Source organism: Mycobacterium sp. NPDC051804, assembly GCF_044452905.1.
Classification (GTDB): domain Bacteria; phylum Actinomycetota; class Actinomycetes; order Mycobacteriales; family Mycobacteriaceae; genus Mycobacterium.
The window spans coordinates 554,016-576,235 of sequence record NZ_JBITCD010000006.1 but is presented as its reverse complement, the minus strand read 5'-3'; the positions used below and the strand labels follow the sequence as shown (position 1 = coordinate 576,235).

The 22,220-nt window shown below is 65.9% G+C and carries 18 protein-coding genes; 8 read left to right on the top strand and 10 right to left on the bottom strand.

Going from position 1 to position 22,220, the window contains the following annotated elements; genetic code table 11:
* Positions 1–56 precede the first annotated feature (56 nt).
* Genes ACIA48_RS25630 through ACIA48_RS25615 form a run of 4 tightly spaced genes read left to right on the top strand, consistent with a single transcriptional unit; the run spans position 57 to position 5,504 of the window.
* Positions 57–1,034, top strand: coding sequence for an ABC transporter permease (locus tag ACIA48_RS25630; RefSeq protein WP_396738283.1), 978 nt, complete (start codon positions 57–59; stop codon positions 1,032–1,034).
* A complete protein-coding gene (locus ACIA48_RS25625; RefSeq protein WP_396738280.1) occupies positions 1,031–1,960 on the top strand; it encodes an ABC transporter permease in 930 nt (309 codons plus the stop codon). The genes ACIA48_RS25630 and ACIA48_RS25625 overlap by 4 nt, the downstream gene beginning before the upstream one ends.
* A complete protein-coding gene (locus ACIA48_RS25620) occupies positions 1,957–3,825 on the top strand; it encodes a dipeptide ABC transporter ATP-binding protein (RefSeq protein ID WP_396738277.1) in 1,869 nt (622 codons plus the stop codon). The genes ACIA48_RS25625 and ACIA48_RS25620 overlap by 4 nt, the downstream gene beginning before the upstream one ends.
* Before the next feature lie 11 nt (positions 3,826–3,836).
* Positions 3,837–5,504, top strand: a complete 1,668-nt coding sequence (locus ACIA48_RS25615; RefSeq protein WP_396738275.1) for an ABC transporter family substrate-binding protein — start codon at positions 3,837–3,839, stop codon at positions 5,502–5,504.
* On the opposite strand, the gene ACIA48_RS25610 is transcribed toward ACIA48_RS25615, so the two are convergent.
* Positions 5,494–6,756 carry an alpha/beta fold hydrolase gene (locus ACIA48_RS25610; protein WP_396738272.1) on the bottom strand — a complete coding sequence of 421 codons (1,263 nt, stop codon included), beginning with the start codon at positions 6,754–6,756 and terminating at the stop codon, positions 5,494–5,496. The two genes, ACIA48_RS25615 and ACIA48_RS25610, sit on opposite strands and share 11 nt — an antisense overlap.
* Before the next feature lie 81 nt (positions 6,757–6,837).
* Here ACIA48_RS25610 and ACIA48_RS25605 point away from each other — a divergent pair, with 81 nt between their 5' ends.
* Complete coding sequence (locus ACIA48_RS25605) at positions 6,838–7,251, top strand: DUF1622 domain-containing protein (protein ID WP_396738269.1); 414 nt, start codon at positions 6,838–6,840, stop codon at positions 7,249–7,251.
* Between the two features lie 3 nt (positions 7,252–7,254).
* Here ACIA48_RS25605 and ACIA48_RS25600 read toward each other — a convergent pair whose 3' ends face one another.
* From ACIA48_RS25600 to ACIA48_RS25570, 7 genes are all read right to left on the bottom strand, one after another.
* Positions 7,255–8,790 carry a GMC family oxidoreductase gene (locus ACIA48_RS25600; RefSeq protein ID WP_396738267.1) on the bottom strand — a complete coding sequence of 512 codons (1,536 nt, stop codon included), beginning with the start codon at positions 8,788–8,790 and terminating at the stop codon, positions 7,255–7,257.
* Positions 8,791–8,839: 49 nt separating this feature from the next.
* Positions 8,840–11,473, bottom strand: coding sequence for an AAA family ATPase (locus ACIA48_RS25595; protein WP_396738264.1), 2,634 nt, complete (start codon positions 11,471–11,473; stop codon positions 8,840–8,842).
* Positions 11,470–12,618 carry an exonuclease SbcCD subunit D gene (locus tag ACIA48_RS25590; RefSeq protein WP_396738261.1) on the bottom strand — a complete coding sequence of 383 codons (1,149 nt, stop codon included), beginning with the start codon at positions 12,616–12,618 and terminating at the stop codon, positions 11,470–11,472. Before ACIA48_RS25590 ends, ACIA48_RS25595 begins: the two co-directional genes overlap by 4 nt.
* A 114-nt stretch (positions 12,619–12,732) precedes the next feature.
* A complete protein-coding gene (locus ACIA48_RS25585; protein ID WP_396738258.1) occupies positions 12,733–13,944 on the bottom strand; it encodes a Dyp-type peroxidase in 1,212 nt (403 codons plus the stop codon).
* A gap of 2 nt (positions 13,945–13,946) precedes the next feature.
* A complete protein-coding gene (locus tag ACIA48_RS25580; protein WP_396738255.1) occupies positions 13,947–14,468 on the bottom strand; it encodes a copper chaperone PCu(A)C in 522 nt (173 codons plus the stop codon).
* Positions 14,461–16,002 (bottom strand): PepSY-associated TM helix domain-containing protein, encoded by a 1,542-nt coding sequence (locus ACIA48_RS25575; protein ID WP_396738252.1) that lies wholly within the window; start codon positions 16,000–16,002, stop codon positions 14,461–14,463. The genes ACIA48_RS25580 and ACIA48_RS25575 overlap by 8 nt, the downstream gene beginning before the upstream one ends.
* A 135-nt stretch (positions 16,003–16,137) precedes the next feature.
* Positions 16,138–16,683 (bottom strand): hypothetical protein, encoded by a 546-nt coding sequence (locus tag ACIA48_RS25570; RefSeq protein ID WP_396738249.1) that lies wholly within the window; start codon positions 16,681–16,683, stop codon positions 16,138–16,140.
* Between the two features lie 74 nt (positions 16,684–16,757).
* Here ACIA48_RS25570 and ACIA48_RS25565 point away from each other — a divergent pair, with 74 nt between their 5' ends.
* Positions 16,758–17,285 (top strand): SixA phosphatase family protein, encoded by a 528-nt coding sequence (locus ACIA48_RS25565; protein ID WP_396738246.1) that lies wholly within the window; start codon positions 16,758–16,760, stop codon positions 17,283–17,285.
* On the opposite strand, the gene ACIA48_RS25560 is transcribed toward ACIA48_RS25565, so the two are convergent.
* Positions 17,286–17,852 carry a DUF3558 domain-containing protein gene (locus tag ACIA48_RS25560; protein ID WP_396738243.1) on the bottom strand — a complete coding sequence of 189 codons (567 nt, stop codon included), beginning with the start codon at positions 17,850–17,852 and terminating at the stop codon, positions 17,286–17,288.
* Complete coding sequence (locus tag ACIA48_RS25555) at positions 17,849–18,463, bottom strand: DUF3558 domain-containing protein (protein WP_396738241.1); 615 nt, start codon at positions 18,461–18,463, stop codon at positions 17,849–17,851. Before ACIA48_RS25555 ends, ACIA48_RS25560 begins: the two co-directional genes overlap by 4 nt.
* A 115-nt stretch (positions 18,464–18,578) precedes the next feature.
* Between ACIA48_RS25555 and ACIA48_RS25550 the strand changes: the two genes are divergently transcribed.
* Both ACIA48_RS25550 and ACIA48_RS25545 read left to right on the top strand, forming a co-directional pair.
* Complete coding sequence (locus ACIA48_RS25550) at positions 18,579–20,306, top strand: ABC transporter ATP-binding protein (RefSeq protein ID WP_396738239.1); 1,728 nt, start codon at positions 18,579–18,581, stop codon at positions 20,304–20,306.
* Positions 20,303–22,207, top strand: coding sequence for an ABC transporter ATP-binding protein (locus tag ACIA48_RS25545; RefSeq protein ID WP_396738236.1), 1,905 nt, complete (start codon positions 20,303–20,305; stop codon positions 22,205–22,207). The genes ACIA48_RS25550 and ACIA48_RS25545 overlap by 4 nt, the downstream gene beginning before the upstream one ends.
* Positions 22,208–22,220: the final 13 nt, after the last annotated feature.

Here is a 22,220-nt window from a genome sequence, read left to right as displayed (position 1 = left end):
TCGACCGCCGGTATCTCATAACCTGTGCGCATGCAGCCCACGCACGGACCGGCCGGATGACGCGCTTTCTCGCGCGCCGGCTGCTCAACTACCTCGTGCTGCTGGCACTGGCGACGTTCATCGCGTACCTCCTGGCCGCCTGGCAATTCGACCCGCTCGAGAACCTGCTGAGCCGCAACCCACGTCCGCCGGAGGCGGTCATCGAGGCGAAGCGGGTCGAGCTGCATCTTGATCGGCCGATACTCGTTCAGTTCGGGCTGTGGGGCTCCGACGTCCTGCACGGCGATTTCGGGACGACGGTCAGTGGGCAACCGGTTGCCGACGAGCTGTGGCGGCGGGTCGGTGTCAGCCTGCGGCTGCTGGTTCTCGGTGCGGTGATCGGAACCTTCACCGGTGTGGTCATCGGCGCGTGGGGCGCGATCCGTCAGTACCGACTGAGCGACCGGGTCATCACTGCGCTGTCGCTGTTGATCATCAGCACACCGTCGTTCGTGATGGCGGCTCTACTGATCCTGTCGGCCTTGGGCATCAACTCGGCGCTGGGCGTTCAACTGTTCGAGTTCACCGGCGAGACATCGCCGGACGCGGTCGGCGGTGCATGGAACCAGTTCGTCGACCGCCTCCAGCATCTGGTGCTGCCCACCCTCACCCTGGCACTCGGGGGCATGGCCGGTTACAGCCGTTACCAACGAAACGCGATGCTCGACGTGCTCGGACAGGACTTCATCCGCACCGCCCGCGCCAAGGGATTGACCCGTCGCAGAGCACTTTTCAAGCACGGGCTGCGCACGGCGCTGATCCCGATGGCGACGATGTTCGCCTACAGTTTCGCGGGACTGTTCACCGGAGCGGTGTTCGTCGAGAAGATCTTCGGCTGGCACGGCATGGGTGAATGGTTCATTCAGGGCCTCAACACACAGGACATCAACATCATCTCCGCTATCGTCGTGTTCGCGGGTGTCACGGTCCTGTTGGCCGGATTGCTGTCCGACATCATCTACGCCGCGCTCGACCCGAGAGTGCGGGTGACATGACCGAACCCGTCACCACGGACACCTCCACGACCGCGAAGTCCGGCCTCGACGCCGCATCCTTCGCGTCAAGGCGCACTCTGGTCCTGCGGCGGTTCGTGCGCAACAGACCCGCTGTGGTGTCGATAGCGATACTCGTACTCCTGTTCATCGGCTGTTACGCACTGCCACCGTTTCTGCCCTACAGCTACAGCGATCTGGACTACTTCGCGTTGCAGCAGCCACCCAGCACCGAGCACTGGTTCGGCACCAACGCACTCGGGCAGGACCTGTTGGCCCAGACCCTGCGCGGCATGCAGAAGTCACTGCTCATCGGTGTCTGCGTCGCTTTCATCTCCACTGTCATCGCTGCCACGGTGGGGACGATCGCCGGGTATTTCGGCGGCTGGCGCGATCGCACCCTGATGTGGATCGTCGACCTAATGCTGGTGATACCGAGCTTCCTGCTCATCACCATCGTCGTGCAGCGCACGAAGGGCGACATCGTGTGGATGATCGTGCTGCTGTCCGTCTTCAGCTGGATGATCAGTTCGCGCATCGTGCGAGGTATGACGATGAGTCTGCGAGAACGCGAGTTCGTCGTCGCCGCACGATATATGGGCGTGAGCAACACCCGGATAATCCTGCGTCACATCATTCCGAACGTCGCGTCGATTATCATCATCGACACCGCGCTCAACGTCGGCATAGCGGTGCTTGCCGAAACCGCGCTGAGTTATCTGGGATTCGGCGTGCAGCCGCCCGACGTGTCGCTGGGCACCCTCATTGCCAGCGGCACCCCGTCGGCGACGACCTTCCCGTGGCTGTTCTTGTTCCCCGCGGGTGCGCTCGTGTTGATCATCTTCTGCGCCAACCTCATCGGCGACGGACTGCGCGACGCGCTCGACCCCGGAAGCAAGGCGTTGCGGCGGCGGAAGGCCCGCAAGTGAGCCTGCTCGAGGTGAGCGACCTGACGGTCGCGTTCCCCACCGATGCCGATGACGTCAATGCGGTGCGGGGAATGAACTTTCACGTCGACCCCCGAGAGGTTGTCGCGCTCGTCGGCGAATCGGGTGCCGGTAAGTCGGCGAGCGCGATGGCCGTCGTCGGCCTGCTGCCCGAGTATGCCGCGGTGTCCGGTTCGGTTCGGCTGCACGGCAACGAGCTCATCGGTCTTTCCGATCGAGAGATGTCGGAGATTCGCGGCAAGACCATCGGCACGGTGTTCCAGGACCCGATGTCGGCGCTCACGCCTGTCTACACGGTCGGAGACCAGATCGCCGAAGCGATCGAGATTCACCAGCGCGGCACCTCCAGGCGGACGGCCCGGGCGCGTGCCATCGAACTGCTCGATCTGGTCGGTATCTCCCAGCCCGAACAGCGGGCACGGGCATTCCCCCACGAACTGTCCGGTGGCGAGCGGCAACGCGTGGTCATCGCGATCGCGATCGCCAACGATCCGGATCTGTTGATCTGTGACGAGCCGACGACCGCGCTGGACGTCACGGTGCAAGCGCAGATCCTCGACGTGCTCAAGACCGCGCGCGACGTGACCGGCGCCGGCGTGCTGATCATCACCCACGACCTCGGGGTCGTCGCCGAGTTCGCGGACCGCGCGCTGGTGATGTACGCCGGACGGCCGGTCGAGATCGCATCGGTCGACGAGCTGTACGAGAACCGCCGAATGCCCTACACTGCAGGACTTCTCGGATCAGTGTCCCGACTGGACGCGCCGCAGGGGTCGCGGCTGGTGCCGATACCCGGCGCCCCGCCGTCCATGGCTGCGCTGCCGCCGGGCTGCCCGTTCGAGCCCCGCTGCCCGCTCGCGATCGATGACTGCCGTACTGCCGAACCGGAGCTGCTCGAGGTCGCGCCCGGAGCCGCCGCGGCGGCGACATCCAGTACAAGCCACCGGGCCGCCTGCATCCGCACCGACCAGGTCGCCGGGCGCAGCGCGGCGCAGATCTACGGCGTGTCGACCGAACCTCACGACACCGCCGAGGCGGACGCCGATCCGCAGGTCGTGCTGCGGGTTCGGGACCTGATGAAGACATACAAGCTGACCAAGGGTGTGGTGTTCCGCAGGCAGGTCGGCGAGGTGCGCGCGGTCGACGGCGTCAGCTTCGAACTGCAGCAGGGCCGCACGCTGGGCATCGTCGGTGAATCCGGCTCTGGCAAGTCGACCACGCTGCATCAAATTCTGGAATTGACCGCGCCGCAGTCGGGTTCGATCGAGGTGCTCGGCACCGACATCGCGACGCTCGATTCGCAGTCCCGCCGTGCATTGCGCGGCGATCTGCAGGCGGTGTTCCAGGACCCGGTGGCCTCACTGGATCCGCGGCTGCCGGTATTCGAAGTTCTCGCAGAGCCGTTGAGCGCCAATGGTTTCGACAAGAACCACATAGACGCCCGCGTGGCCGAGCTACTCGGCATCGTCGGTCTGCGACGGGAAGACGCCTCGCGATACCCGGCGGAGTTCTCCGGAGGACAGAAGCAGCGCATCGGCATTGCGCGAGCCCTGGCACTGCAACCCAAGATCCTCGCGCTCGACGAGCCGGTTTCGGCGCTCGACGTATCGATCCAGGCGGGCATCATCAACCTCCTGCTGGATCTGCAGGAGCGGTTCGGCCTGTCCTACCTGTTCGTCTCCCACGACCTGTCGGTGGTCAAGCACTTGGCGCACCGGGTGGCGGTGATGTACAAGGGCACGGTCGTCGAGCAGGGCGACGGTGACCAGGTGTTCAGCAACCCGCAACACGACTACACCCGCCGATTGCTTGCCGCGGTTCCGCAACCAGAGGTCAATCGCCGCTAGAGTCGATTCGCATGAGCTTCCGACGCCTGTTCGCGGCAACCATGATCGCGGCGTTGACACTGACCGCCTGCTCCGGCAGCAACCAGGAGGCGCCGTCGGCCGGCGGAGCCGCAGAAGTCGGCAGCACCAATGACACCAATCCACAGGACGTCGCGAACCTGAAGCAGGGCGGGAACCTGCGGCTGGCGCTCAACGACTTCCCGCCGAACTTCAACTCACTTCATATCGACGGCAACACCGGCGATGTCGCGTCGATCGAGCGTCCGACGATGCCGCGTGCGTTCCGGATCGCGGCCGACGGCTCGGCCACCGTCAACACCGACTACTTCACCAGTGTCGAGCTGACGGGCACCGACCCTCAGGTCGTCACCTACACCATCAATCCCAAGGCTGTGTGGAGCGATGGCACACCGATCACCTGGGAAGATCTCCAGTCCCAGATCAACGCCACCAGCGGCAAGGACAAGGAATACGCCATCGCGGCCACCAACGGCAGCGACCGGGTCGAGAAGGTGGAACGCGGAGTCGACGATCGCCAGGCGGTCATCACGTTCGCGAAGCCGTGGTCGGACTGGAAAGGGATGTTCGCCGGTAGCACGATGTTGCTGCCCAAGAGTTCGACGGCGACCCCGGAAGCGTTCAACCGCCTACAGCTATCCGACCCAGGCCCGTCGGCCGGACCGTTCGTCATCTCGAACCTCGACCGCGGCGCCAAGCGGATCACGTTGACACGCAACCCCAAATGGTGGGGTGAGCCGCCCCTGCTCGACAGCATCACGTACCTGATCCTGGATGACGCCGCGCGAATCCCCGCGCTGCAGAACAACACGATCGACGCCACTGGCCTTGCCACGCTCGACGAGATGGAGATCGCCAGGCGCACCAACGGTGTTGCGATCCGTCGCGCCCCTGGACTGGGCTGGTATCACTTCACATTCAACGGCTCGCCGGACCGGATCCTGGCCGACCCGGCACTGCGACGCGCCGTCGCACGGGGCATCGACCGCAACACCATCGCCGCGGTGGTCCAGCGCGGGCTCGCCGACAACCCGGTGCCGCTGAACAATCACATCTACGTCGCCGGCCAGGAGGGCTACCAGGACAACAGCGGCGTCGTCGCCTTCGACCCCGAGAAGGCCAAGCAGGAACTGGACGCGCTCGGCTGGAAGATGAACGGACAGTTCCGCGAGAAGGACGGGAAGCAGCTCGTCATCCGCGACGTCCTCTTCGATTCCCTCGGGACACGTCAGTACGCCCAGATCGCGCAGAACAATCTCGCCCAGATCGGCGTCAAGCTCGACCTCGACATTCGGCCCGCGGCAGGCTTCTTCACCGACTACATCACGGTCGGCAACTTCGACATCGCCCAATTCTCATGGAGCGGTGATGCTTTCCCGTTATCGAGCCTGACGCAGATCTACCGCACGGGTGCCGAGAGCAACTTCGGAAACATCAGCAGTCCGGCGATCGACGCCAAGATCGAGGAGACGGTAAGCGAGCTGGACCCCGCGAAAGCACGCACGCTCGCCAACGAGCTGGACAAATTGCTGTTCGAGGAGGTCTTCAGTCTTCCGTTGACGCAGTCCACCGGAAACGTTGCGGTACGAAACTCTCTGGCGAACTTCGGCGCGTTCGGTCTTGCCGACGCGAATTACTCAACGATCGGCTTCACGAAGTAGCCTTGCGCACTGTTCGCGGAATGGCCGCGGGCACTGCCGATTCGAGGGTGGCTGCCGCCTCGATACCCCAGATCAGCGCTCGGACTCCGAACCCGCCCGGCTTCGAATCCAGGCCGGCCTCGCGTTCAGGCAGCTGCTCGATCGTGCCGTCGTAGAGGGATTTCACGATATCCAGGGCCGCACTCTCGCGAAAGTCCACGATGCTGTGCCCAGCGGTCGACAGATTCACCAGGACCGCGTCGGGTATCAGCGACGCGACCCGCTGCGCCACCGTCGGCGGCGTGATCAGGTCCCGGCCTCCGGATATCACCACAGAGGGCCAGGTGAAGTTGGGCATCTCGGCTACCAGATCGAACGGTTCGGCATCGAATTCTGTTGTGCCTGTGTCGGCTTCGCGGTAGGCCGCGGCCGGGTCAAACGGTTTGCCGTCCGGCATGGCCCCGTAGTTGAGCTCCCGGTAGGCGATACGGTTGACCAGGTCTGGCTCGTTTCGGTACGGCGCCTTGCGTTCCAGGACGAGCCGGACGGCATGGGCCATACCCGACCACAACCAGTGCTTGCCGGTGAGGAGCAGGTCCAGTTGGCGCCGAAGCAGCCTGGGGCCCGCGAGGCCATAGACGGCGATGGCCAACTGGGTGGCCGCCGGAGTCAACTGATCGTCGCCGACCAACCGCCGCACCTTGGGTGCAAGGTCCGCGGTCTCGGGGTCGTCACCGTGCCAGAGCAGGCTGCGCGCCGCCTCGCGAACCGCGTCGATGTCGTGCGCGGACAGCACCGGTGAGTCGAGGATCATCGCGTGCACCCGTTGCGGGTGGCGCACACCGAAGCCCGCTGCGAGATAGGTGCCATAGGAGGTGCCGTAAATGACCGCCTTGTCGACACCCGCGTCGTCGAGCACCGCGGCCACGTCGTCGACCGCCTGCTCGATCGTCAACGCTTCGGGAGGCAGATCGGCACCGCGATCGTCATGGCGAGACATGCCGACACCGCGGTGCTCGACCATGATGACGTCCAACCCTTCGGCCGCTGCACGGCGGCGAAAGGCCCTGTACAGCGCGACCGATGCCGCTCCGGGACCGCCCGGGATGACGGCCAGCGGATGAGCGGACTTGCGCCCGGCGCGCACGTAGTAGAGGTCGAACTCGTCATCGGCGCCGTCCCGGCCACTTCGAACCGGCCGCCGGACTGCGCGAACACCGGGGAGCGCCGCGAGTCTGTCGTGCGCGCGCCGGCGTCTGGCGTTCATGGTCATCGGGCTCCATTCTGCCCTTCGCGAGCCCGGCTTCTATAGAGTCGCGGGACGAATCGATCACCCCACCGGAACCGAGGCAACGTGCGAACTGAGGAGTTCTTCGAGCGGGCGACGCAGACCTTCGAGGTGCTGGGCGTCCTGTCGATGGTCATCGGGTTCGTTTTCGCATTCGGGCTGGCGATCATCACCTGGAAGCGCACCAAAAGCGGTGGTCGCGCCTTCAAAACGCTGCGGGAATCCCTGGGCGGAGCAATTCTTCTCGGCCTCGAATTGCTCGTCGCGGCCGACATCGTCAAGACGGTCACGTCGACGCCGTCGCTGACCGACGCCGCCGTTCTCGGAATGATCGTACTCATCAGGACGGTGCTGAGTTTCACGATCGAGATCGAAATAGACGGTGTCCCACCGTGGCGTAAGGCGTTGCGCACCGGACCCGAGGTGTTGACCAGCGCGGCCCGCAAGGCCATGAATTCGGAGCCCGATTCCCCCGCCTGACGCTCAGGAGCGGATGAGGTCTGCGGCCTTCTCGCCGATCAGCACGCTGGGCGCATGGGTGTGCCCACGGATGATCGTCGGCATCACCGATGCGTCCGCTACCCGCAGCCCCTCGACGCCGCGGACCCGCAACTGCGGGTCGACGACACTCGCGTCGTCAGCACCCATACGGCAGGTGCCCACGGGGTGATAAAGCGTGTGCGACAACGAGTTCAGCGCACGGTCCAACGTTTCGTCGTCGAGGTTCGTAGAGTTCAGCGGCCTGGCGATCTTTCCGATGATGCCGTTCAGCGCGGGTGACTTTGCGATGGTCGCGCACATCCGCAGCCCGGCCATCAACGCCTCGCGATCCGCGCCGGCAGGGTCGGTCAGGTACCGCGGATCGATGATCGGCTTGTCCTTGGGATTCGAGGAGCGCAGGGTGATGGTGCCGCTGCTATAGGGCTTCAGCAGGATGGGGCCCATGACGACCGCGTGGGCCGGATACGGGTCACCGAGGCCCTCCTCGAAGTACGGTGCGGGCGCGAATATCAGCTCCAGATCTGGCAATTCGAGATCTGCGCGGCTCTTCACGAAGCCGTATGCCTCGCCGACGTTGGACGTCAGCATGCCGCGCCGGCGGATGAGGTAGTTCAGCAGTTCCAGCGGCTTTTCCGCGGCGAACAACGTGTCGTTGGGCACGTCGAATCCCAGCGGGACCACCAGATGATCGAGCAGATTGGCGCCTACACCCGAAGACTCGGCGACCACCTCGATGCCGTGCTCTTTCAACTGGTCGCGGTCACCTATTCCGGAGAGCATCAGCAGCTGCGGGCTGTTGATCGCGCCGCCGCACAGCACCACCTCGCGCTTCGCCCGCACCACCTGCTTGCGACCGTCTTTGTCGAACTTGACACCGACGGCGCGCCGTCCGTCGAAAATCACCGTGCTCGCGGTCGCTTCGGTCAGCAGCGTCAGGTTCGGACGCTTGAGCGCTGGCCGCAGATAGGCGTCCGCGGTGCTCCATCGCGCGCCGCGGCGCTGTGTCACTCGCGTTTCGCAGAAGCCCTGCGGCTCAGCTTGATTGGGCTCCTCGATGCGAAAGCCGCACTCCTGGACGGCGCTGAGCCATGCGCCGGTCGACGATCGGGGGCTGCGTTGACGAGCGATCGACAGCGGCCCGCTTTCGATGCGGGACAGGTACGGTTCAAGGTGGGCGTAGTTCCACTGCTCGCCGGCGGCGGCGCCCCACTCGTCGTAATCCGCCGCGAATCCGCGCACCCACATCATCGCGTTCATCGACGATGAGCCGCCGAGCATTCTGCCTCGCGGCCAATAGATCTCGCGCCCGTCGAGCTCTTTCTGCGGCTCCGTCAGATAATCCCAGTCGACGGGGCTGCGCAGCAGCTTGGAGAACCCGGCAGGGATGTGAATGAATTTGTCTTTGTCCTTCGGTCCGGCTTCGAGCACCGCGACCGTGGCGGACGGATCCGCACTCAGACGGTTGGCCACCACCGATCCGGCGGAGCCCGTTCCCACAACGATGTAGTCGGCGTCCACCCGCCGGAGTCTATGAGCCTTGCGCGCGCGTGGGTGCCACTCGCGCAGATTATGTGGTCAGCGCGATGTGGTGGGCGCCGTCGACTGCGGCGTACCGCTGCGGACTGCACGTCAGCACGATCACTTGCCCGTCACCGCCGACTGCGTTGAACACCGCACCCATCTTGACGAGACGATCGGCGTCGGTGAAGCCCAGCGCATCGTCGATCACCACCGGAACGGTGTCCTCTTTGGCCACCAGCGCCGCGCCTGCCAGCCGCGCGACGATGCCCAGCTGCTCCTTGGCTCCGCCGGACAGCGATTCGTACGGGACCGTGCGGCCCGATAGCGTGCGGCTGCAGATCTTCAGGTCACTGTCGATCTCGACTTCGAAGCTGGTGCCGAATACCAGGCGTCCGAGTCGTTCCACCTCGCAGCGGAACGGGTCGACGTAGCGCAGCCGGGTGGCGTCGCGGTGCCGGGTGATCACCGCACGCAACAGCTCCGCAGCGCGGGCACGACGTTGCACCCGCAGGTAATCGGCCTCGGCGTGCTGGCGTTCAGTTTCGGCCGCGTCCAGTTGCCCCTTGCGCCCTTCGGTGCCGTATACCTTCAGCTGCGCTTTCACCTCGCGCAACGCCTCGACCACCTCGTCGTGTTCGCCACCCACCGCCTCGGCCCGACGGGCGGCATCGCTGAGCGCGGCAGCGACGGCGTCTGGTGCGGCACCGGCCAGCTCCTCGCGGAGCTCGGTGACAAGGGTGTTCGCACGACGCGCCTCTTCCTCATGCGCCTCGGCCTTGACTGCCAGCTCGCGGTCCGGAACAGCCGCGCGTTGTCGGGTGAGTTCGTCACGTGCCAGCGTGATCTGACCCTGCTCAGTGATCAGCTTGTCGCGCACGAGCGCTACGCGAGTCTCGCGCTCCCCCAATTGTTTTGCCGCCGCCTCGGCGACCTTGCGATGCCTGTCACCCGCTGCGATGGCCTGGGCAACGGCGACGGTCGCCGCGTCGAGCTCGGTGCGCGCCGCCTCCGGGTCGATACCGAATAGGTCCGCTGTGGCGGGCTGGCGCGCGGTCAATTCCGCCAGCCGGTTCCGCAGTTGGTCAACGGATCCATCGCAGGTAAGCGCCTCAATCCGGGCCAAGAGCCGATCCCGGGTCGTCATCAATTGACGACGCCGCTCGTCGAGAGCGCGGGCTGCCGCTACATCGGCGACGCCACTGGCGACCAAGGAAGTCGCCAGAACCTCCTGCGCGGCAACCAGTTTGGCCTGAGTCTCGGAGGCCGATATACCCGGCGCCACCCGTGCGTTCAGTACACCCGAGACTTCGATCTCGGTTCGTGCGCTGACGGTCGTGGACAATATCTCGCCAGCGGCGAGGGTGTGCGATTCGCCGGCTAGGCGCACCTCGATGTCGTCGATCGCGACCAGTTCGACATACGCGGACACCAGCTCGACCTGACCCATCGCGACGTCGACCGCCGACTTCGCGGCCTCGATGGCCCGCATCCCTTCGACCGTCAGCGCGATGTCGGCGAGCTCCCCGTCGGTGCGGTCCAGATCGCGTTGTGCCCCTGCAACCTTGGCGAGCACCGACGCCACTCGGTCAGCTTCGTCGCGGGCAACCAGCTGGTCCATATTTCGACGGGCCGCCTCGGCGCGCGCCTGGGCCGCGGCCATCGCCGTCCGCGCCTGCTCCGCCACGACGTCGGCCGCCTGCTGCACCTCGGCGGCGGTGGCCAGCTCCTCTGCCGCCACCTCGGCCGATGCTTCGAGCTCGACAATCGCGGCCGCGCGCTCATCGATCCGAGCGGCCGCCTGGTGCCGCTCGTTCACCGCCGCAACCGACGTGGTGCGGATGGCGTCGGCGGCCGAAGCGACCTGTTCGGCCTGTTTGAGCTGGCCGGTGAGTGCGGCGACGGTCGCGGCAGCCGCCTGGGCCGTCGCGAGCTGCTTCGTCGCGTCGGCGCGCTCGGCGACCAGACGGGTCAGTTCCGGCGTGAGCTCCGCGTGCCGCCGAACCGCATCGTCCACCTCAGCCATGGCGGCCGCGCATCGGGCCAGCTCCTCGTCGGCGGCGCGCAACCGGCTCGTCGCCGAGGCCCACTGGCCGGTGGGACGACCGGTGCGGGTGAAGTAGTCGAGGTACTCGGTCTCGATGCGGTCGATCAGCAGCGCATCTGTGCTGTTGCCCATCGCGGGCTCTGCGGCGGCCTCCCCGGCCGCGATATCGAGCGCACGGGACAGCGCATCGCAACCGGACAGATCCACCGCGGAGGTCGACGCGGTCTGCAGTACGCGCTGGGCCTGCCACAGGCACGTGTCGACGGTCTCGGCCAACATGGCGCGAACCCGGTCGTGTGCCTCGTCTCCGGTGAGCTGCTCACGCCGCGGCGCCAGCACCGTCAACTCGGTTTCGCACCGCTTGTGAAACCTCTTGCGGTACACGAACCGATAAGGGCCGGTTGAGATTTCGGCGGTGATCTCGGCGCCGACGTCAGCGTGCGTCGGCTTGACCTGCTTGACTTCCTTTTTCGAAGAGCGGTCCTTGGACTCCAAAAGCAGGTCCAGTGCCTCGATCATCGACGACTTGCCGATCTCGTTGGCGCCGCTGACCACCACGACGCCCCGGTCAGGGAACTCGATCTCACGGTGCGTGATACCGCGGTAATTGGTCAGGACCATGCGGTGCAGTTTCACGCCACACCCCTGTCGGCCAGTCGCAACAGCAACGCCAGCGCCGAACGCGCATCGTCGGCGTCGTCACCGTGCGACCGCGCGGCGGTCACCAATTCGTCGACCGCAGCCGCCGCGAAGCCGCCGATCCCGAGGTTGTCGAATTCACCGTCAGCAGGTGTCACCGCGATCTCGGACTGCTTGTCCCACACGGTGAGTGCGCCGAACAGTCGTGCGTACTTGTCCAGGCACGCATCGAGTGCGGCCTTGTCCGTCACCGTCAGTGAACCGGTCAGGCCGACTCGCACCACGGTACGGTCCTTGTCCGGCATCAGGTCCAGGTTCAGGTCCAGATCGGCGATGTCGCGGCTACTGTCCACCGAGCGGCGAAGCGTGACGAACCGCCACTGCCCCACTTTGTGGGGATCGACGCGCACCGGCGCGCACGGGTCGGTCTCGTCGATATCGACGAGGAGCACATGTCCCGGATCGGATTCGATGTCGTCGTAATTCGTGACTTCGGGTGAACCCGAGTACCAGATGCGGCCGGTGGAGCCGACCTGCATACGAGAGTGCTTGTCGCCCAACGCCACATAGTGCACGGCGCCACGGGCGATGGCGGCCTCCAGAGCCGCCAACCGGATCAGCGACGGCCGGTCCTTGTCGGGGACGAAGATGTCGACGCCGCCGTGGCCGACGACGATGCGGGCGGTCCCGTCGGCAGGCAGGTCGTCGAGTATCGAAGCCACCGGGTCCGCGCACGGGGCCTTGGATGTCCACGGCGCCGCGACGAGCTCGAGGCCGGGCCGCACCTCGTGCACACCGGGGCGGTCGAGGACTGTCACGTTGTCCGGGCACTCCGCGACGAACAACGGGCTGGTGTAGACCGAAGAGGCATCCAGCGGGTCGTGATTGCCCGGCAGCAGATACACCGGCACGCCGATCGCGCGCATGGCCTCCAGCGACTGACTGACGACCTTTGGCGCAAGCTGGTTGTGCTCGAACACGTCGCCCGCCACGACCACGAATTCGGCCGCGGTATCGGCCGCCAGACCCTTCAGACCGGCAACTGCACCGCGGCGGGCGGCCGAATAGCGCGGCTGTGCCTCACCGTTGAGGAAGTAGCGGGTCATGCCGAGCTGCCAGTCGGCGGTGTGTATGAATCGCATCTCGGACCATCCCTTCTACTCCCGCGGCGATGTCTGTCTATTTGCCAGGCACCGCGAGTGTAGGTCCGGCCGCCGACAAGTCCTGTGAGGCGCGGCGCGCCCCCCGGCTCTTCGTCAGCGGGATTCGAGCAGCGGCTGGCCCAGGTATCCGCCGGGGGCCGGTATACCCGGCAGGATCGCGAAAGTGGCCGATCCGATGGTGGTGATCCACTGGTTGAGAGCGTCGGCGGCCGCCAGTCGTGCCTGGACGGGGACGAATTGGCGCGCAGGGTCCCGCTGGTAGGACGCGAAGATGAGCCCGCTGTCGGTGGTGCGGTCGCCGCGGGGCGGATCGTCGTAGTTGTAGGGCCTGCGCAAGAACTGCTCATCGTCGGTGCGGTGCCGAGCCAGCGCGACGTGTGAGTTCGGCGGGATGACTGGTATCCCGTTGACCGTGGCGCCGAGGTCGGGCTCATCGGTCTCCTTGCGACCGGTCAGCGGCGCGCCGGTGTCCAGGCGCCGCCCGACGGTGAGTTCCTTACTGGGGCGGTCAAGTTCGTCCCAGGTGTCCATTTCCGCACGGATCCGCCGGACGACGAGGACCGTGCCGCCGGCGAACCACGACGCGGCCTTATCATCCGCCCACACATATCGATCGAACGCTCGATCGTCGTGCAGGTTCGCCGTCCCGTCGACCTGCCCCATGAGATTGCGCATGCTGCCGCCGGGACGGTTGGAGCCGTGGGCGTTGCGGAAGCCACTCTGCCGCCAGCGTTGCCGGGTCATCGAGCGTACGTTCTTCAGCAGGACCCGGGCCGCATGCGCGATGACGATCGGGTCGTCGGCGCAGATCTGTAACAGCAGGTCTCCCCCGCACCATCCCGGCTCGAGCCGGTCCGTGCTGAAGGCGGGAAGTTCGGTCACCGTCTCCGGGCGCAGGTGCGCAAAACCCGCACGGTTGAAGACGCCGGGCCCGAGTCCGACGGTGACGGTGAGCCGCGCGGGCCGCAGCGCAAGCTCGGGTTCGGTGTCGGCCAGCGCCGGTTCGCCCTGGGTGAGTCGCGCTGCGTCCGCCGTCCAAAGTTTCAGGACGGCCGCAAGGGTGTCGACCGCGCTTCGACGGTCTTTCGGGGCCAGGTCGAGTGCGACCAACAACGCGTGCGCCTGCGGGGGCGTGGCGACGCCGCTCTGATGTCTGCCGTAGAACGGTTCGACGGCAGTGCCGAATCCGTCTGCGACAGTGGCGGATTGCGCCGCCCCGCATTGGGTTAGGGCGGCTCCCGCCGCCACCGCGGCGGCACCTCCGGTCAGGAGGCGCCGCCGGTTGAGCCTCGGATGCTCACCCATGGCTAGTGATGTCCTCCACCGGACCCCGTACCGCCCGGCGTGTATTCCTCGTTGCCACCGGCGAAGTCGCGGATCTGCGCGGTCACCGGCAGGGTCGAACCGTCCTCGAAGACGACGGTCAGCGTCACGTCGGCACCGGCCTGCAGCGGTTGCTCGAGGTCCATCAGCATCAAATGGTCGCCGCCGGGTATCAGCTCACGCGTGCCGCCTGCAGGCACCACCAGGCCATCCGCCTTCGGACGCATCTTCATCGCACCCGATGCATCCGGTGCGACCTCGTGCACCTCGACACGTCGCGCCAGTGGCGATTCGCCGGAGACGATGCGGGCGTCATGATCTCCTGTGTTCGAGAAGGTGCCGAATACCGCGGCCATCTCCGACTCGGCCGAGCTCGCCCACTGGTTCTCGACGGTGACGGTGGACGCCATCAGCTCCTGGTGATCATCGGAGGACGCCGAACAGCCGGCCAGTGCGCACACCGCGAGAACAGCGCCGAATGCCGTGCGAATTCTGTTGTCAGACATATACATTCTCCGCTTCCGCGTCGTCGGGCACGTCGGGTTCAGGCTTTCGGCGCCGCTTGGCGAGAACGGCTTCGACTCCGAGTACGACGAGCAGCGACACCCCGAATACCGGGAACACCACCCCGAGCACGACAGCGGCGACCGACACCGCGATCACCGCACGTTTGGGTGTGTTGGCGCGCGTGGCGTCGCTGACCGGGCCCGGTAGACCGCTGCGTCCGGAAGGCCGCCGATGCCACCACATCAGTAGCCCGGTCAGTGCGCTGAGGATCACCCCGAGGCAGGCGAGGGTCGCCAGGATCCGCGTCAGCACCCCGAACTGGTTGCCCATGTGCATCGCGATACCGAAGCTGGTTGCCCGGGAGAGCGCTCCCTCATGTTCAGCGGTGGCATTGGTGATCGTTCGCCCGGTGAACTGGTTGAGGTACAGCGTGCGCTGCTCGGAAAGCTTTTGAGGCCATGCGTTGACGACGGTGTAGCTGCCGTACAGCGTTTCCCCGTTCTCGGTGACGTCCGACGGCGGGATGATCGCGTAGCCCGGAACCATGTGCTCGCCCTTGGCAAGCCGGTCGACGTCGGCGAATGAGAGGCGGGCGGGCGCCGCTCCGTCGGTGGTCGATGCGTAAACCGGATCGTCGGTGGCCGCCCACGCGATGCGCCGGCCGAGACGGTCGTAGTCGCCCATGGTCGCCGGCGTCGAGGGCGCGTCGAATTCGGTGGAGGGCGCGATCGTGGACGAAACGGCTCGCCAGTTCTCACCCCAGTACCGCGACCACGTCAGCCCCGAGAGCACGTAACAGATGAGAACGACGGCGATCACCACGCCGGTGAGTGCATGCAGGTCGCGCCACCGGATCCGGCCGCCACGCTTCCAGCGGATCTTCAGCAACGGCTTCGTCGCCTCGATCGCGCGCGGCCACCACAGGTATATTCCGCTGGCCATCAGCACCAGGATCCAGACCGCCGTCAACTCCATCCAGAGGTTCCCGACTCCCACCGGAATCGTGGCGTCGGGATAGGCCGACGGTGAGATCAGGTGTCCGACGGACGGCAGGTGGACCTGCGGCCCGTCGTTGCCGAACAGCCGGTGCAGCTGGTTGGCCCACCCGACGAGACCGGACAGCTCACTGCGCTGACCGAGGTATCGCCCGGTGTACGGGTCGACGAAGACCTGGGTGAGGTCGGCTTCCCCGGCGGGCAGCGAAAGGCCGTCCAGCGGCAGGAAATCGACCCGCGTTGACTGGCCAGGACCAGCTGGCGGTGTGACGGCGTCCAGCGTGTAGTCCGCGCCGACGTTCTGCGCGGCGACGTCGACCTGGTCGTCGAGTGACACCGTTTCCGGCCCTTCGGCGACGACGTAGAGATCGCGATTCAGCCAATCGTTGAGCGGGCCGGTATAGAGGATCACCAGCCCTGAGCAGGCCAGCAGCACCAAAGCCGGTGCGGCGAAAAGGCCCACCCAGAAATGTAGACGCCAGATGCGACGCAGCACGGCAGCGTCACCGCGGCGCTCGGCGAGAGGTGTGTTGAGCACCTGATTCACTTCCTTAGATCAGGTCATGCAAGAAGAGGGAATCTGTTGCGGCGCTTCGATTCAGCGCTGGCACGACAGATGAGACAGCCACGCGTCGTCCCGAGGACGCCGGTGTGGTGTGTGAGAGATCGACCGCTAGGCGGTCAGTGCAGCGTGCCGTGGCGGCGCGCGCATACCGAGGCCGGAACGGAGCAGCACCGGCTGTGCGACAACATCATTGGTCGCCACCGGCAACGGCCGCGCGGCCGGCCGCGACGCGGCCATTGCGAACAGCCGCAGCCAGCACAGCACCGACTCGCAGACGACATAGAGGTATTCGACGGAGGTGATGGCGACGCCGAGCAGCACAGCGGCCGCAAGATGCGCGGCGGCCATCGTCGTCGTGACACCGAGAGTGTCGCCGTGGTGATGCGCCGCGGACGCCATCAATGTGAGGTGACCGAGCGACTGCGCGACGGTGAGCGCACCGATCACGCCGGCCAGCCGGCCGCTGCGGCTTTCGAGCGGCACGGCGGCCAAAGCGGCGCCGATGAGCGCGCACACGAGCATCGAGGCGATGAGCCGTCCGCCCTGCGGTACGACCCCGCCGGCAGCGGAGTGAGCGCCGACCGTTACGACGGCCGAGCACGCGCCCACCAGGGCGCCGCGCACCCAGCGCGCCCGTGTCTTCGGCGTACTCACGTGCCGAACCTTACCGCCGGCGCTACTACATCACCTAGTAGACCCCGCGACCGCACCACATCTACGGTGAGACGGTGAGCGACTCCTACCGCACGCTGTTGCTGCTTCGCCACGCCAAATCGGATTACCCGCCGGGGGTCGGCGATCACGAACGTCCGCTCGCGTCGCGCGGGATCCGGGAGGCGGCGCTGGCGGGCGACTGGCTGCGGGCGCACGTGCCGGCCGTGGATGCCGTGCTGTGCTCGACAGCCACCCGTACTCGGCAGACACTGGAACAGACCCAGATCGATGCGCCGACGGAGTTCGTCGACCGACTCTACGACGCGACGCCGGGCACGGTGATCGACGTGATCAACGGCGTCGCGTCCCGGTTCGCCCAGTCCGCAAAAAATCTCGACACGCTGCTGGTTATCGGTCACGAGCCGACGATGTCGGCGCTGTCGCTCGGATTGGCGACTGCGGACGGCAGCAACAGTGCTGCGGCCGAGCGCATCTCCGAGAAGTTCCCGACCTCGTCGATCGCGGTTCTGCGAACCGGCGACGCCTGGGATCAGCTGGCACTGAACAGCGCGACGCTGGTCACGTTCCACGTGCCCAGGTAACTAGGCGCGGGTCGCCAGCGTCAGCTCCATCAGCTTCAGAGCCATCGCGCACGCATCGCTGCCCGGGCTCTGTGGGTTGACCCACCAGCCGACCACGCCTACCGCGTCACTCGCGACGCCGCAGGCACCATTCGGATCGTTCGGGCGCATCACGATGGACTCGATGCCCGCCACCGTCTTGTTCTCGACCTGATACTCGAGTTGGTCAGCCACCTCACGTTCGTTGGCCAGGCTGCCCTGCTCGAACCAGAACCGGGTGATGTCCACCAGCCCCGTCGGGTTGGCCGCCTGCCACCGGCACACCGCACCGACGAACGTGCTCTGGATGTCCAGGGGATCGGCGTTGACCGTCTCGGCGAGGATGTCCTCGGTCAGGACATCGCACTCCTTCTGCAGGTTCGGGTACTGCCGTTCGGAGTCGTTGTTCCGCGGCACGTCACCGGCCCCCGCTTTGGTCGCGGTGCCTTCGACGGTGCTGGTGCAACCGGCAAGCACCGATACTGCGGCCAGCGCCGCGACCAATGCACCCGTGGCGCCTCGACGTTGATGGGTGAGTCCGCTTCTCATTTCGAGTTCACAATCGACTGACGGGTGAGTTCCTTGGCGACCTCGCAGGCATCCGGGAACGGCTTCTGGTTGAAGCTGATCGACCATTCGATGAAGTCGTCGTCGAACTGGATGCCGATCTCGCACAGGTTCGTGCCGAGCATCGGGTCTTCACCGGTCGCGATGAAGCCGCTCTTCCCCTCGATGGTGATGTCCTCGACGCTGGCCCGGGTGAGTTCTTCGGTCTTGCGTTCACGCCCGATGGGGCTGCCCCGAAACCAGGTGAACGAAAAGTGCGGGCCCAGGATGCTGCCGCCGGCAAGCCACTGGCATCCCACGGACGTTTTCGCGGTGTTCACCAGCCCGGGCACTCGCGTCTGCGAAATGACCTCCTGGTCGCTGATTCCACCACACTCGGGGAAGAACGGACCGTGGGTCGCGTTGTCGGAAGGAGCCTGACTCTGCGGTACCTCCCCCGGGTTCGTCGGCTCGGAATCCGAGCATGCGGCAAACAACGGGATCATCGCCGCGGCCGCCACGGCCAGCGCTTTGGCGTTTCGGCCCGTGCGAGCCGCGCGCGTCGTCGATCTGATGTCGCCGCCGGGGCGGCTCCGGGGAGTCACGCCATGCACTGTAGCGGCAGGTCAGAAGGTCAACCACCGACAGGCCGGTTGACCTGCTTATTTATGCAATTCTCAGGTCATCCTGCTGGCCACGGTGGACAGCCGGTATGCAACAGTAACTCCCATGTTGTGGGCGCTGCTGCGACAGTATGCGCGGCCATATCGGTGGCTGCTTGCCACCGTGGCGCTGCTCCAGTTGATCAGCACCCTGGCATCGCTGTACCTCCCGACCGTCAACGCCGCGATCATCGACGACGGCGTCGCCAAGGGCGATCTGCCGATCATCGTCGAGCTCGGTGGCGTGATGCTCGCGGTCACCGCACTGCAGGTGTTGTGTGCGATCGGGGCGGTGTACTTCGGGTCGCGGGCCGGCTCGGGGTTCGGCCGTGACCTGCGCTCCTCGATCTTTCACCACGTCACCGGGTTCTCGGCCGAGGAGACCGCGCGGTTCGGCGCGGCGTCACTACTCACCAGGACGACGAACGACGTCCAGCAGATCCAGCTGCTCGTTCAGCTGACCTGCACCATGCTCATCACGGCGCCGATCATGTCGATCGGCGGCATCTTCATGGCTCTGCACCAAGACGCCGGCCTGTCATGGCTACTTCTGGTCAGTGTGCCGATCCTGGCCGCCGCCAACTACTGGATCGTCTCGCACCTGTTGCCGATCTTCCGGCGTATGCAGCGGCTCATCGACGGCATCAACCGGGTCATGCGCGAACAGCTCTCCGGCATCCGCGTTATTCGCGCCTTCACCCGGGAACCCTTCGAACGCAAGCGATTCGCGGAGGCCAACGAGGCCGTCGCCGAGACCGCAATCGAGGCGGGCCGCTGGCAGGCGCTGATGCTGCCTTCGACGACACTCGTCATCAACATCTCAAGCGTCGCGCTGATCTGGTTCGGCGGCTTACGCATCGACGCCGGCCAGATGCAGGTCGGTTCGCTGATCGCGTTCCTCGCCTATTTCATGCAGATCCTGATGGCGGTGCTGCTTGCGACCTTCATCCTGGTCCTCATCCCCCGGGCGTCGGTGTGCGCCGAACGAATCGGAGAGGTGTTGTCGACCGAACCGCAGATCAACAGTCCCCAGGAACCGGTGCGGCCCGACGTTATCGTCGGTGAGATTCGTTTGGACGGTGCCTCGTTCAGCTATCCCGGCGCCGAGCGACCTGTGCTGCAGGATGTTTCGTTCGTCGCCCGTCCGGGGACGACGACGGCGATCGTCGGATCGACCGGTTCGGGAAAGTCGACATTGGTGGCGCTGATCTGCCGGCTGTACGACGTGACGTCCGGATCGGTACGCATGGACGGCATCGACGTTCGCGACTTTGATCCCGAACAGCTGTGGGCGGCCATCGGTGTGGTGCCGCAGCGGGGCTACCTGTTCTCGGGGACCGTCGCCGACAATCTGCGCTACGGCAACGCGGACGCCACTGAGGATGACATGTGGCATGCGCTGGAGGTGGCGGCCGCCGATGATTTCGTGCGCGGCCACGCCGACGGGTTGCAGATGCGCGTTGCACAGGGTGGCATCAACTTTTCCGGTGGACAGCGACAGCGGCTGGCCATTGCACGAGCGGTCATCCGACGTCCCGCGGTCTACCTCTTCGACGATGCGTTCTCGGCACTCGATGTGCGAACCGACGCACGGGTGCGGGCCGCGCTTCGAGCAGAGTCGGCCGCGTCCACGGTTGTGATTGTTTCCCAGCGCATTTCGACCGTGGCTCAGGCAGATCAGATCATCGTGATCGACAACGGCCGCGTTCTCGGGATCGGCACCCACGAGACGCTGATGACGGAGTGCCCCGAGTACGCGGAGTTCGCCGACTCGCAATCAGTGGGTGTGCCATGACCGGATCGTTGGGACGCTCCGCGCGTGTGGCAGTGCAGGCGCCGACCGAGAAGTCGCGGGACTTCAAGGGTTCGGCGATCAGATTGGTCAAACAGCTGACGCCGCAGCGGGCACTGGCCACGACGGTCGTTCTGCTGGGAATCGGCGGGATCGCGATCGGCGTCGTCGGGCCGCGCATTCTCGGGCACGCGACCGACCTGTTGTTCAACGGCGTGATCGGCCGTCAGCTGCCCGCAGGCCTGACCAAAGAGCAGGCAGTCGAGGCGGCCCGCGCGCGTGGCGACAACACGTTTGCCGACCTGCTGTCCGGGATGAACGTCGTACCGGGCCAGGGCGTCGACTTCGCGGCGGTCGGCCGCACACTGCTGTTGGCGTTGAGCCTGTACCTGGTCGCCGCGCTGCTGATCTGGCTGCAAGCCAGGCTGCTCAACGTCGCGGTGCAGCGCACGATGATGCGCCTGCGCTCCGACGTCGAGGACAAACTGCACCGGATGCCGCTGTCCTACTTCGATTCTCGTCAGCGCGGCGAGGTACTCAGCCGGGTCACCAACGACGTCGACAACATCCAGACATCGTTGTCGATGACGATCAGCCAGTTGATGACATCGGTACTGACGGTGTTCGCGGTCCTGGTGATGATGCTGACCATCTCGCCGTTGCTGACGCTGCTCACCGTGATCACTGTGCCGCTGTCGCTGTGGGCAACCCGGGTGATCGCGCGGCGATCCCAGCGCATGTTCGTCGCGCAGTGGGCCAACACCGGACGCCTCAACGCGCACATCGAGGAGACGTACAGCGGTTTCACCATCGTCAAGACGTTCGGCCATCGCGCCCATGCCCAACAGCAGTTCAGCGAGTTCAACCAAGACGTGTACGACAGCAGCTTTGGAGCACAGTTCTTTTCGGGCCTGGTGTCTCCGGCGACCGTGTTCATCGGCAACATCAGCTATGTCGCGGTGGCGGTGGTCGGCGGGCTTCAGGTCGCGACGGGTCAGATCACCCTCGGCAGCATCCAGGCATTCATCCAGTACGTCCGCCAGTTCAACCAACCGCTGACGCAGGTCGCCGGCATGTACAACACCCTGCAATCCGGTGTGGCGAGCGCCGAGCGGGTGTTCGAGCTACTCGACACCGAGGAGGAGTCGCCCGAACCCGGGCCGATGCCGCAGTCGCCCGACGGGCGCCCCGGCCGCGTGGAGTTCAGGAACGTCAACTTCAGCTACCGCGAAGGCACACCCGTCATCGAGGACCTGTCGCTGATCGCCGAACCCGGAAGCACGGTGGCGATCGTCGGGCCGACGGGTGCAGGCAAGACCACGCTGGTGAACCTGCTGATGCGGTTCTACGACGTCGACTCCGGCCAGATCTTGCTGGACGGCGTGGACATCGCGACCGTGAGCCGCCAATCGGTGCGATCGCGCATCGGGATGGTGCTGCAGGACACGTGGCTGTTCGGCGGCACCATCTACGACAACATCGCCTACGGCAGACCGGACGCAAGCGAGGACGAGGTGATCGAGGCCGCCAAGGCCGCCTACGTCGACCGGTTCGTGCACCACCTGCCCGACGGGTATCAGACCTGGGTCCGCGGGGACGGCGGAAACATCAGCGCGGGCGAGAAACAGCTCATCACGATCGCCCGTGCCACCCTGTCCGGCCCGCAGCTGCTGTTGCTCGACGAGGCGACGAGCTCTGTCGACACCAGAACCGAGCTGTTGATCCAGCAGGCAATGGCTGAGCTACGCCGCGATCGAACGAGTTTCATCATTGCGCACCGGCTTTCGACGATCCGCGACGCCGACGTCATCGTCGTCCTGGAGGCCGGTCGCATCGTCGAACAGGGCAACCACGCACAGCTGATGGCTAAGCGTGGCGCTTATTGGTCTATGACACAGGTGTAGTCGCCGTAGTCTG